Origin of the sequence: Brevibacterium sp. Marseille-P9724 (assembly GCF_902500275.1) — a bacterium.
In the GTDB taxonomy this organism is placed as follows: domain Bacteria; phylum Actinomycetota; class Actinomycetes; order Actinomycetales; family Brevibacteriaceae; genus Brevibacterium.
In genome coordinates this window covers 111,276-123,783 of record NZ_LR722992.1, presented here as the reverse complement: position 1 = coordinate 123,783, position 12,508 = coordinate 111,276, and the positions used below count along the sequence as shown (strand labels likewise).

10 protein-coding genes and 1 riboswitch are annotated in these 12,508 nt (G+C 61.3%); of the genes, 8 read left to right on the top strand and 2 right to left on the bottom strand.

Going from position 1 to position 12,508, the window contains the following annotated elements; all coding sequences use genetic code 11:
• Window positions 1-8 precede the first annotated feature (8 nt).
• Both GC119_RS05350 and GC119_RS05345 read right to left on the bottom strand, forming a co-directional pair.
• Window positions 9-1,163: a M20 family metallopeptidase gene (locus GC119_RS05350; RefSeq protein WP_151952639.1), complete on the bottom strand. Its 1,155-nt coding sequence runs from the start codon at window positions 1,161-1,163 to the stop codon at window positions 9-11.
• 30 nt (window positions 1,164-1,193) lie between these two features.
• Window positions 1,194-2,765 carry an AbgT family transporter gene (locus tag GC119_RS05345; protein WP_151952638.1) on the bottom strand — a complete coding sequence of 524 codons (1,572 nt, stop codon included), beginning with the start codon at window positions 2,763-2,765 and terminating at the stop codon, window positions 1,194-1,196.
• Window positions 2,766-2,928: 163 nt separating this feature from the next.
• A riboswitch (TPP riboswitch) is annotated at window positions 2,929-3,054 on the top strand.
• Between the two features lie 25 nt (window positions 3,055-3,079).
• Between GC119_RS05345 and GC119_RS05340 the strand changes: the two genes are divergently transcribed.
• The 8 genes from GC119_RS05340 (at window position 3,080) to GC119_RS05305 (ending at window position 12,504) form a co-directional block, all read left to right on the top strand.
• A complete protein-coding gene (locus tag GC119_RS05340; RefSeq protein WP_151952637.1) occupies window positions 3,080-3,826 on the top strand; it encodes an ECF transporter S component in 747 nt (248 codons plus the stop codon).
• Between the two features lie 14 nt (window positions 3,827-3,840).
• The gene (locus tag GC119_RS05335) at window positions 3,841-4,533 is read left to right on the top strand and encodes an ECF transporter S component (protein WP_151952636.1); all 693 of its coding nucleotides are present in this window, start codon (window positions 3,841-3,843) and stop codon (window positions 4,531-4,533) included.
• On the top strand, window positions 4,530-5,996 hold the full coding sequence (locus tag GC119_RS05330) for an ABC transporter ATP-binding protein (protein WP_151952635.1): 1,467 nt from the start codon (window positions 4,530-4,532) through the stop codon (window positions 5,994-5,996). Before GC119_RS05335 ends, GC119_RS05330 begins: the two co-directional genes overlap by 4 nt.
• On the top strand, window positions 5,983-6,891 hold the full coding sequence (locus GC119_RS05325) for an energy-coupling factor transporter transmembrane component T family protein (protein ID WP_151952634.1): 909 nt from the start codon (window positions 5,983-5,985) through the stop codon (window positions 6,889-6,891). Before GC119_RS05330 ends, GC119_RS05325 begins: the two co-directional genes overlap by 14 nt.
• A 53-nt stretch (window positions 6,892-6,944) precedes the next feature.
• Window positions 6,945-8,249, top strand: coding sequence for a DUF445 domain-containing protein (locus GC119_RS05320; protein ID WP_226829278.1), 1,305 nt, complete (start codon window positions 6,945-6,947; stop codon window positions 8,247-8,249).
• A gap of 43 nt (window positions 8,250-8,292) precedes the next feature.
• Window positions 8,293-10,152, top strand: coding sequence for a helix-turn-helix domain-containing protein (locus GC119_RS05315; protein ID WP_193215624.1), 1,860 nt, complete (start codon window positions 8,293-8,295; stop codon window positions 10,150-10,152).
• Window positions 10,153-10,291: 139 nt separating this feature from the next.
• Window positions 10,292-11,563: a hydroxymethylglutaryl-CoA reductase, degradative gene (locus tag GC119_RS05310; protein WP_070576381.1), complete on the top strand. Its 1,272-nt coding sequence runs from the start codon at window positions 10,292-10,294 to the stop codon at window positions 11,561-11,563.
• Window positions 11,563-12,504, top strand: coding sequence for a hydroxymethylglutaryl-CoA lyase (locus GC119_RS05305; protein WP_070575946.1), 942 nt, complete (start codon window positions 11,563-11,565; stop codon window positions 12,502-12,504). The genes GC119_RS05310 and GC119_RS05305 overlap by 1 nt, the downstream gene beginning before the upstream one ends.
• The last annotated feature ends 4 nt before the right edge of the window (window positions 12,505-12,508 follow it).

The following is a 12,508-nucleotide window of genomic DNA, read 5'->3' as shown; positions in this document are numbered from 1 at the left end:
AGTGCGGGTCACTTGGTCAAATGCGCTGCCAATCCGGCCATGACAGCCGTCTGTCGGGGCAGTCCGCTCACGGTGATGTGCTCGTGCCGAGCGTGCGGCCCGGCACCGATCCCGCCAAGGCCGTCGATCACCGGAAGCCCCAAGGCTGCAATGAAATTGCCATCGCTAGCTCCGCCCACGGGCTTTGTCGAAATCGTGCTGCCCAGCTCATTGCCGATCGCTTCGACGACAGCGACCAGCTCGTTGACCCGCTCACTCGGGTTCATCGGCGGGCGATTGCGATCAATCTCCGTTGTGACGGTGCAGCGGCTGTCGTATGGCGCAAGGTCTTCCAGCTCCGCTACAACACGGTCTTCTTCATCAGCGTCCTGTACGCGAACGTCGACTTCACACCGTGCTGTACCGGCAACAACATTCCTGCCGGAACCGCCGTTGATGATCCCAACGTTGATGGTCGTTCCCTTTTCCGGGTCCGCAAGGTCCGCTACTCGGCCAACAAGCCGGGCGAGTTCATGGATCGCGCTTGCGCCCTTTTCTGGATCGAGGCCAGCATGCGATTCGACTCCCTGAACCGTGATGTCGGCCATCACCGTTCCCTTTCGCTGTACCTTGATATCCCCTCCGGCACTTGGCTCAGCAATCAAGGTCAGAAGGCTTTCGGATGCCGCATCTTCAATATGCGGACGGCTGGCAGAAGAGCCGATCTCTTCATCGCCGGTCAGCAGCAGGCGGATTGCAGGATGCGGTATCGCCAATTCCCGCAGCGCGGTGACCATCCATATGGTCTGCACAATTCCGGCTTTCATATCCAGAACGCCCGGGCCGGTCAGAACGTCGCCCTTACGGGTCAGCGGCCAATCAGCAAGTGTGCCTTCTGGCCAAACAGTGTCGTAGTGGCAGACTGACAGCAACGTGCCCTCAACGCCGGGCGACCCTTCCCATGTGAGATCAAGGACGTCACCCCGATCCCCGCCATTGTGGAGCTGGCGTTTGGCTGGCGTGCCAAGGCGCTGCTCGACAAAAGGCTCAAATTCCCGGAGAAATCTGTCCAACAGTCGACGATCGCTGCTCGGTGTTTCGAGACTGACAAGCCGGTCGAGGTCATCGAGGACAGATTCGATGTTCTTTTCGACAAAATCATGCACTGCACGTACGTGCGACATAAAGTTATCTCCTTTCACAGGCAGCGAAGATCAGCGAACCGGCACACCGGGGCCCAGCGGCAGGCCGAGGGCATACCAGAGGGCGAAGAAAGCAAACCAGCCCACGAGCATCGCCACAGACAGCGGCAAGGTCAGAGAAAGCAGAGTGCCGATCCGGGCGCGCGAATAGTACTGCTGTACATAGCCGAGCGCCAAGGCGAAGTACGGGCTCATGGGGCTGATGATATTGGTCGGCGAATCGCCGATGCGGAACAGCATCTGAGTGACTTCGGGCGACACGCCCAACAGCATAAACATGGGGACGATAACCGGGGCCATCAGCGCGTACTGCGCGGATCCGCTTGTGATCAGCAGATTCAGCAGCGCCACCAGAAGCACCAGCCCGGCGAACATCACCAGCGTCGGCATCTGTGCTTGCTGCAGAAGTTCAGACGCCTTGATCGCAATGATCGGCCCAATATTCGACCATTTGAAATAGGCCACGAACTGCGCAGCGGCAAAGAACAGAACCATGACGGGGGCCAGGGAAAGAAGGCCCTTGCCCATCATCTCCGGAATGTCCTGCGCTTTCGTGATGGAACGGGTCACAAGACCGTAGACCACACCAACAACCGCGAACATCAGCGCGATGGGCACGACAATGGCGCTCAGCAGCGGACTGTCGAGAATTCCCTCTTCGCCATGGAAGATGGAATTCGGCCACAGGAGGGCGGCAAGGTAGACCGCGAGGAAGACGAAGCCGACGATGAAGGCCAGAATGACTCCGCGCTTCTCGGCCGGGCTAAGACGGAAATCATCCGCTGAGGCAGCATCTTCGTCAGGCTCGTCATCGATCATGTCCTTCGTGGTGCGAACCAGCAGCAGCTCAGTGACCAGTGTGACGATCAGAGCAAGGACGATCGCAGACGCTATTGAGAAGAAATAGTTGGCAACGGGCGAAACGGTGACGGATTCGTCGATCAGCTGAGCGGCACTGGTGGAAAGCCCAGCCAGAATTGCGTCAGTGGCGGTGACAAGCAGCGAAGCGTTGAAGCCGGCACTGCACGACCCGAATGCCACAACCGCACCCAGCACAGGTGAACGTCCCGCTGTCTTAAACGTGACGGCGCCAAGCGGAATGAGCACGACGTAGACGGCATCGGAGGCAACCGAACCAGTGACCCCGGCAAGGGCAAGAACGAATGTCAGCCATTTCGGCGAAACTCTGGCGACCACGCCGCGGATGGAAGCGGAGATGAGGCCGGACTGTTCGGCGACTGCCACTCCGAGCATCACGATGATGATCAGGCCAAGGGGAGGGAAGCCGGTGAAGTTCGGCACGGCTTCCGTGATCATCTTGTTGATGCCGTCTGGGCTGAGCAGGTTGACGACGGCGACTTCCTTGTTGTCGGCTGGTGAAACCGCGCTGACTCCCAGCTTCGAAAGAAGGGCGCTCAGCAGAAGGGTGATGACCGCAAGCCCGGCAAAGAGCCAAAAGGGGTGGGGCAGAAAGAGCCAAAAGGGGTGGGGCAGTTTGTTGCCGGCCCGCTCAATTCCAGTCAATAGATTGACAAGCCATGTGCCGCGTTGCCTTTCGGTGTCTGTCTGCGCTGATGACGACATCGTATTCCTTCGCTTTGGCGGACGGATTGCGGAAAGCCTACCGGAGCCGTCGGCCTGCTGCTAATGAAATGAAATATTCTTTCCGTTCAGTTGAAGCCTCCCTATGCCGCCGTTCAGACCACCCAAACCTGAGCGCCAGCGCACTGTCCTTGCTAAAGTTGCGCCCGTACGACAGGGGAGCGCCTCGGATCAGACCTAGAGATCCGAACAAGGGCGCTGAGAGTGCGATGCCGCAGACCCTCGAACCTGCCCGGTTAGCACCGGCGAAGGAAGTCGAGCACACTCTTGACCCCTCCTTGCCTTGAGGAGGACTCATGACACAGGACAACCGTGTCCAAACCGGACACCAAGCCAACCCACGAAACCACACCAACCCAACCACCGCCTCGTCAGCCCAGCCACAGAACCCGCACTCACAGCGCCCGCAGACAAAAAGCGGCCTGCGCTGGCGGACCGTTGACATCATCGTCACTGTCGTCATCGCTGTGGCTGTCGGCGTCGTCTTCTGGGCAGTCGCCGCCATCTGGGGCGTCTTCGAACTCTGGACCGTCGCATTCCCACCGCTGGTCGGCCTGTTCGGCGGCATCTGGGTGCTTGCAGGGCCACTCGCCGGAATCATCGTCCGCAAACCCGGTGCGGCCATCATCGCCGAAACCCTCGCCGCCGCCGTCGAAGCAGTACTTGGGTCCCACTTCGGCGCAACCGCCATCATCTCCGGCCTCCTGCAGGGAGCCGGCGCCGAAATCGTGTTCCTGGCCTTCTTCTACCGCAAATGGAACCTGCCCGTCATGCTCCTATCCGGCCTCGGAGCGGGCATCACACTGGTTGTCGGGGAAATCGTCATGTACTTCGCCGAATGGGCTATGACGTTCAAGGTCGTCTACGCCGCCTGCGGAATCGCATCCAGCATTATCATTTCGGGACTGGGTGCATGGCTGCTGTGGCGGGCAATCGTGCCCACCGGCGCACTCTCAGCCTTCGCCTCCGGGCGAACCGAGGCTCGGACAGACCGGACAGCTCGCACCACACCCCGCCAGCACACAACCCCCAACCGCACATGAACTGAAAGACCCCGATGACCCACACCGCACACACCACGCCCACACGCAGCCTGAAATGGCGCACCGTTGACATCATCGTCGCGGCAGTACTCGCCGTGGCACTCGGTGCTGTGTACTTCGCGTGGACGTCCCTGCGGCCCATCATCGACGTCCCGTTCAACCTCGTGTTCCCACCCACCACGGGCCTGGTCGGCGGCCTCTACCTGCTGGCCGGGCCCGTGGGAGCACTCATCATCCGCAAACCCGGCGCCGCAATCGTGTGCGAACTCATCGCCGCAGCAACCGAAGCCCTCCTCGGTTCCGTCTTCGGTCCGGTCATCCTGTTCACCGGCCTGTGCCAGGGCATCATGACCGAACTCGTCTTCGCCCTGACCCGCTACCGCCGCTACACCCTCGGCATTTCCGTACTCGCAGGCCTCGCACCGGCCATTTCGGTGTCCATCACCGACAACATCTTCTGGAACGCCGGCTGGGCCTTCGAATGGCAGCTGGTCTTCGCCGCCTGCGCCCTGGTCTCAGGGCCCGTATTCGCCGGTCTGGGCGGCTGGTTCGTCTACCGCGCCGTCCGACGGACCGGAGTGCTGACCGGATTCGCATCCGGCACCGACCCGCGCCCGAGGCGCCGCCCACCTCACGCCGCATCCTCACCCGAAGGGGCGGGTCACCGGGGGAGCCCCTCAGAAAGCGAAAGTCCCGCAGATAAGTGACCACCACCTCGTCATCCCGACCCGCGGCAGTGTCCGCCCGCGGGTTCACCTGGTACCACTCCGGCCGAGCCGAACCAGCCGTTTCCGACCTCGACCTGGAAATCTCAGCCGGGCAGAAAGTTCTGCTGGTCGGCGGTTCGGGTGCTGGAAAATCAACGTTCCTCCACGCCGTAGCCGGTGTGCTGCCGGATGAATCCGGCGAACAGTACGGCGAACTCCTTGTTGACGGCCTCCCACCGGACCCCGCCCGCGGAATCTCCGGGCTTGTCCTGCAGGATCCCGATTCGCAGGTGATCCTCGCCGAAGTCGGCGACGACGTGGCCTTCGGCATGGCCAATGTCGGCATTCCCGCAGACGAAATCGCCCGCCGAATCCCCGAAGCCCTCGACATTGTGGGCCTCGACGTCCCACTGACCCACCCGACGGCAGCCCTGTCCGGCGGGCAGAAACAGCGCCTGGCCATCGCCGGAGTCGTCGCGATGCAGCCGGGCCTGCTGGTACTCGATGAACCCACCGCGAACCTCGACCCGGCAGCCGTCGAATCCGTGCGCGATTCCATCATCGCCGCACAAGAAGCCACGGGTGCGACCATGCTGATCGTCGAACACCGCCTGCCGGTGTGGACCGAACACGTCGACCGGATTGTGGTTCTGGGTCCAGGCGGTGTTCTCGCCGACGGCAGCCCTGACGCCATCCTGGGCGACCAAGCCTTGCGCTCCTCACTGGAGGCAGCCGGACTGTGGCTGCCCGATGCCGCCCTACCTGCCTCGTACGCGCCGAGCATTGGCGAAACACTCATGAGCGCCGACGGCCTGGGTGTTCAGCGCGAAGGCGGCGAACCGGTCGCCGAACTGACCGCCGACATCCACGCCGGAACAGCGCTCGCCCTGACCGGCCGCAACGGTGCAGGAAAATCAACCACTGCGCTCACGCTGTCCGGTCTGCTCAAACCCGCATACGGCCAGCTCACCGCAGCCCAGCAGCTGACGACCCTAGGCGGCACCGTCCGCCCACCCAAACACAGTGACCCTTTCCGGTGGAGCTCCCGCGAACTCGTGCCCCGCATCGGCATGGTGTTCCAAGAACCCGAACACCAGTTCCTGCGGGCCACTGTCTTGGACGAACTGCGCTTCGGCCCACAGCGCGCTGGCTGGGACCCCCAAGCGGCAGACGACCGCGCCGAACAGCTCCTGGCCGCGCTGCGCCTGGAACATCTGGCTGACATTCACCCGCAGCAGCTCTCCGGCGGTGAAAAGCGCCGCCTTTCAGTAGCCGCAATGCTTGCGGCCAGGCCGCGCATACTCATCATTGACGAACCCACCTTCGGCCAAGACGCCCGCACGTGGCGAGCGCTCGCCGAACTCGTCATCGACGAACTGCGCGATGGCCAAGCGGTCGTCACGGTCAGCCACGACGAAGCCTTCATCAACACACTCGGGGCGGTGCGCTGTGAATTCGCCTGACCACAACACCGCCGCCCAGCCAACCCCCACCCCCGGTGAGGGTGTGGCGGGCAGTCCGGCGGCGCCTCGTGCCGTGATCCTGCCCAGGTCTGCAGCCCCCGTCCAGGTGGACCTGCTGGTGCCCATCCGCCGGCGCACCGCGTTTGTGCGCGCCAACCCGCTGTCGAAAACGGCGCTCGCGTTCATCCTCATGTGCGGTGTGCTGTTCAGCATCGACATCGTCAGCGCATCCGTCATGCTGGCCCTCCAGGTGCTCCTGCTGCCGCTGACGGGCCTGCGGATCGGCGCGATGCTCAAACGCCTGTGGTTCCTGCCCGGCGCGGCCCTCATCGCCGCATGGGCCACAACAATCCTGGCGGAGAAAACCGGCGACGTACTGGTGCACATCGGCCCGCTGCTCATCACCACCGGATCGCTGGCATCCGGTACCGCGATCGGCGTGCGCGTGCTGGCGCTCGCCCTGCCCGGAATCGCCATCGCATCGACCGTCGATCCCACCGACCTGGCCGACGCCCTGGTGCAGAAGCTGCACCTGCCGGAGCGGTTCGTCATGTCAGCGCTCGCCGCCACCCGCCTGGTCACGCTGTTCACTGCCGAATGGCAGACGCTGTCCTTTGCCCGCCGCGCCCGAGGTGTCGGCCCCGACACGCTGCTCCGCCGGCTGGGCGGGGTGGTCCCGGTGGCCTTCGCGCTGCTCGTCCAGGCAATCCGCCGCGGCACCCGCCTGGCGATGGCCATGGAGGGCCGAGGTTTCGGCACCAGCCGTCGCACCCAGCTGCGCCAGTCGCGCTTTTATGCGCGGGACGCTGTGATCGTGGCGGTCGGGGTTCTTATGAGTGCCGCTGCCATTGGTGCGGCTGTAGCGGCAGGGACGTGGAACCTGATTCTCACGTGAGGTGGGTGGGGCTGGGTCAGCGGTTCGGCTTGCCGTGAGCGGCAGGGGCGACTGTGACTGAGCACCCCGGCGACTACTGGAAGAATGAGCGTGTGAGCACACAGCAGAACACACCCGTGACAGAAGAAGATCGTCGCATAGCGCTGCGACGCATGCGCACCCTGGCCACCGGCCTGTTGGTAGCCGCCGCACTCATCTGGCTGGCCACCGTCATCTTCACTGACAGCACGGGCGTGTGGGGCTTCGTCAAATCAGGTTCCGAAGCAGCCATGATCGGTGCGCTCGCAGACTGGTTTGCCGTCACCGCACTCTTCCGCCACCCGCTTGGCCTGCCGATTCCGCACACCGCGATCATTCCGCGCAAAAAGGACGTGCTGGGCGAAAGCCTGTCGGCCTTTGTCGCTTCGAACTTCCTCACCTACGACACCGTCGCACCCAAAGTGGAATCCGCCCGTGTCACACAGCGAGTCGGTGCATGGCTGAGCAAGCCCTCTTCACAGGACAAAGTGGTTTGCCGTGCCGGTATGGCCCTGCAGTATGTGCTCGATCGGGTGGATGACGAGGCCGTTGCCGACCTCACCCGCGATGTCTTGGTTCCCCGGCTTATTCAGGTGCGCAAAGCACCCGTGCTGGGCCGACTCATGCAGGAAATCGTCGCCGATGGTGCGCACGAACACCTGGTCGACCTCGTTGCCGGGGAAGCGCACTCCTGGCTGCTGTACAACCCGCAGGTGGTCGATGACATCGTCAGCCAGCGCGCCCCCGAATGGGTGCCCAGGTTCGCCAACCGCATGGTGTCGGACAAACTGCACCGCGAAATCGTCGGCTGGATTGCCGATGTGCGCGACAACCGCAGCCACCGCGCTCGGGCAGCGCTCAACGAGTGGCTGACCGGGCTAGGGACACAGTTGCAAGAGGAGTCTTCTCTTGCTGAGCGGTTCGAGGCAACACTTGCTGACATGCTCTCGCGCGAGGCGGTGGTCACCTCGGCTGTTGCCATGTGGGAATCGACATCCCGCCTTCTGCGCGATTCCGTGCTCGAAGCTGACGGCACGGTCCAGCAGAAGCTGCGCGAAGGACTGGCCGAATTCGCCGCCCGCATGACAGACGACGAAGCCTTTGCCAACAAGTGGAACCACACTCTGGCCGTGGCCGTTGCCGACGGAGCGGAGTCCTTCGGCGGTGAGCTCACGAGCGTCATCTCCGACACCATCGCCAGCTGGGATGCGCGCGAGGCAGCCGAAAAGATCGAACTCTACGTGGGCAAAGACCTGCAGTACATCCGCATCAACGGCACCGTCATCGGCTGCCTGGCGGGCTTGCTCATCCACACTGTTGCAGTGCTTATTGGGGGGTGAGATGGGACGCCTGCAGTCTGCCGACGCAGAAGTCCTGGCAGAGATGCTGAAAGCCGTGGGCGGCTATGTTGCCGGCGCTTCGGAAGCTGAAAACAGCTGGCGTCCGAGCAGTTTGAGGCAGTACGGCTTAGACGACAGACTTCGCGATGAGGTCGAAGCAGAACTTGAGCGACTGCGTTCTCAGATCGACAACCTCAAGCGGCGAAACAAGGAACTTCTGGCTATTCACGAAGCCACGAAAACCATCACAAGCGTCAGAACAACAGACGAGATTCTCGACGAGATCGTCGGCTTCGTTCATTCGCTCGGGATGTCGGACGTAACTTACCTGTCTCAGTACTACCCGGAGCACGGGTATCTCAAGGTTCGTGCCTCAAAGGGAGCCGTCAGCCGGGAGTTCTCCGGACTTGAGGTGTTGCCTGATACCGGAATGGCCACACTGGTCGTGAATTCGCAGGCCGCAAAGGTCAGCCCGAATTACTTTCAAGACAACCGGTTTGTCCGATCCGAAAACCTCGACACAGCAGTGACCGCAGAGGGACTCGTGTCGTTGGCTGGAGTGCCGCTGATTGCGCATTCGCGAGTGGTGGGAGTCCTATTCCTCAGCTCGCGCAGCGAACGGCGATATTCGCCGGAAGAGATCGCGACTATCAGTTCATTTGCCGATATCGCGTCGGCAACCATTTGGAAGTCATTGGCTTTCACAGACATGGAAGCCAATGCAGAAGTAGCGCTCAAGCGACTCGCGCATTGGGAAAACTACTTTGCGTCGTGGAGGAAGAGCTCCGACAAGCTGAGCCAGCTGTTCGAAAACATCGTTCGCGGAAGCACACTGTCGGAGCTTCTGGCGCAGGCCAGCGCCGAATTCGCGGCGGAACTGATGCTCATCGACGCTCGGGGAGAGACGCTCGCATCCTCGCCTGGATTCCAGATCGAGGAGGAGGCTTTCAACTTGAATGATCTCCTTCCCCTAGAAGACCGGGTTTGCCACCGCCTGCGCAACAGTTCGCCATTAGCCTGTGTGCCGGTTCGATCCAAGATCTACGGCCGGTTTTTTCTGCTCATCGAGTACCCCGGACAAGTGGTGGAGGCGCTGCAGTCAGACGTGGCTGTCCGCTTGGCGGAACTGTGCCTGGGTGCGTTCTCCCTTCACCATGCGCACCTGATCCAAGCGCACAATAGGCGGGAAGCTGCACTGACCAGGCACATACTCAATCGGCACGGTGCTAAGCCGTTCAAATTCCTTGAAGACGCTGGCTTCGATCCTTCGGACCAGATTGTGCTCATTGTGTCCCAGGAGCCAGTGTCAACTGTGGAGTCATTTGTCCGGGACGACAGAAAACTCATTGCCGCAAGCATTCGCGGTACGACGGTTGCGGTGGTCGCAGCGACTCGCGGTGATGAACTCCACAAGCAGCGGGCAGGGTCTATTCCCGGACCGGTTATTGTTTGGACTTGCGAGACAGCTCGTGACTTCTATGAAAATGCGCCCAAGCAGTGGCCGAAGCTTGAATCGTGGCTGCAGGCACTGACTCACGGGGAGTGGCCGTCGAAGGTCTATAGGGCCGAAGCGATTGAGCCGGTGTCGTGGTTGTTGATGACATCTCGAGAATTCCGCGCCGAGTTCATGAAGATGCACTTGGGGCCGTTGTTCGATGTGGAGGCGTACCCCTTAGTTGAGGCTGGGCGCTCTACACCGCTGCTCGATGCCTTGACTGCCTACTGCAAAGAAGGCCGGAATATGCGTGCTGCAGCAGAGCGCTTGTTCATTCACGTCAACACACTTTCTCAGCGGTTTAGTCGGCTCGACGATCTGTTGGGCGATTGGAGGGAACCGAATCGGCTGTTCTCCATCGAGATCGCGGTTCGTTTTTGGCGACTGACCTGCGACCTTGAAGCCTGATGTGTGATGTCCACACTCAGTGTCCGTTGATTGTGGTGTTCATCCACATTTTGAAGGACGTGATGCTGGCGTAGCGTCGTGAACCAGTTAACAACAGTGGTGTTGTTGCATGCCCGAAACTGCTTTGGAGGTCAGCACAATGTCAGATGCTCGTTGGTCGGGAATCCGAGAACTCACGCCGCAGGAACGTCGCGATGCGCTCGCCGAGAGACTCGGACTCGATGAAGAAACACGCGAAGTGCTCGACGCAGGCCCCGCGTTGCCCATCGATCGCGCCAATTCACAGATTGAAAACGTATACAGCGTCATCGGCGTGCCGATTGGCTTGGGTGTCAACTTCCTTGTTGACGGTCAGCCCCGGTTCGTCCCCATGGCAACTGAAGAACCGTCGGTTGTTGCAGCGGCATCCAACATTGCACGCCACACCCTGAAACACGGCGGCTTCACCACTAGTTCCACCGGGCCCAAGATGATCGCGCAGATTCAGGTCATCGGCGTCTCGGACCCCTATGCGGCCCGAGCTCGCCTAGAAGAAGCCAAAAGCGGCCTCATCGAAGAGGCAAACTCGGTCGACCCGATCCTCGTCAAGTTTGGTGGGGGATGCGAAGATCTCAAAGCTCGCATCGTCGAAACTGAACGCGGAGTTCAGGTGATCGTCCATCTGATCGTCGACGTGCGCGACGCAATGGGTGCCAACGCCGTCAACTCAATGGCGGAAGCTCTCAAGCCCAGCATTGAGAAGATTGCCGGCGGCCGCGTCCTCATGAGGATTCTGTCCAACTTCGCCACTGAGCGCGTGTACACCGCGCGTGCCGTATTGTCGCCGGAGGACCTTGGCGGCGAAGAGGTTGTTGAGTCGATCCTTGACGCCGCGGCACTGGCAGAGGCAGACGCTTACCGCGCTGCCACTCACAACAAGGGCATCATGAACGGTGTAAGCGCCGTTGTGCTGGCTACAGGAAATGACACCCGAGCGGTCGAATCGGGTGCGCACTCCTATGCCGCTCGATTCGGCAGCTACAAATCTCTCTCACGGTTCGAGCGCGACGCCGATGGGAACCTTTCGGTCACTTTGGAAATGCCGATGCCCGTCGGACTCGTCGGTGGCGCAACAAAGTCGAACCCCGTCGCCAAAGCCAACACGAAAGTTCTCGGTGTAGAGACCGCAGACGAACTGTCGCGGGTCATTGTGTCTGTTGGTTTGTCCCAGAACATCGCTGCTGTGCGCGCACTCGCAGACGAAGGTATCCAGAAGGGACACATGGCTTTGCACGCCCGCACCCTTGCGTCGGCCGCAGGGGCTGAGGGTGAAGAAGTCACTCGCGTGGCTGCGGTGCTCGTCCAAACCGGCAATATTCGCGCGGAAGAGGCGGAAAAGGCACTTCGACAGCTTCGCGAAGAGGACAGCTGATGAAGCGAAGTGATGCCTTCCCGGTGACCGTCGAGCCAGGTGAATGGCTGGCTGAGCCTATTACTATCCACGAAGTCGGCCCCCGTGATGGACTCCAAGCTGAATCAACACTGACTAGCGCAGAAGAGAAGATTGCTTTCTGCACTGAGCTTGTCAATGCCGGCCTCAAGTCCATCGAAGTCGCCTCGTTTGTCCGGCCGGACCTGGTTCCGCAGATGGCGGATGCCGAAGCTGTTGTAAAGGGGCTGCCGCGCGTTCCCGGTGTGAAGTTCACGGCCCTTGTTCCCAACCTCAAAGGGTTGGCACGTGCACTGGATGCACAGATCGATGCAGTGGGAGTATTCGCCTCGGTGACCGAATCCTTCGCCCAGGCGAACATGAACACAAGTGCCGACAACAGTGTCAAGCAGGCCGCTGAGGTCGTCAGCGAAGCACGCAGTGCTGGGGTGCCCAGCCGCGCTTATCTTTCGATGTGCTTTGGCGATCCGTGGGAGGGGCAAGTCGACCGAGCTGCAGTTGTTGCTCGATCAGCCGAGCTTCTCGAAGCGGGGGCCGCAAAAGTCGTCATCTCCGACACCATCGGCGTTGCCCACGCTGCCCAGGTCGAAGCTCTCCTTGAAGATCTTTACAAAGCCGGCTTTGCACCTTCCAACATCGCAGTGCATTTCCACGACACCTACGGACAAGCGCTTGCGAATGTGGCAGCCGCCATTCGGACTGGTGTGCGCGAAGTGGACTCCTCTGCCGGTGGGTTGGGTCGCTGCCCGTTTGCCCCCGGAGCTACGGGCAATCTGGCAACGGAAGATTTGCTGTGGTTTCTGCACGGTGCAGGTATCTGCACCGATATAGACCTCAGAAAAGTCGCAGAAGCGACTGACTGGTTTGACCTAAAGAAGGGCAACACAAGCGCATCCGCCGTTAAGCGGGCGCTTACTGCCTGACCAT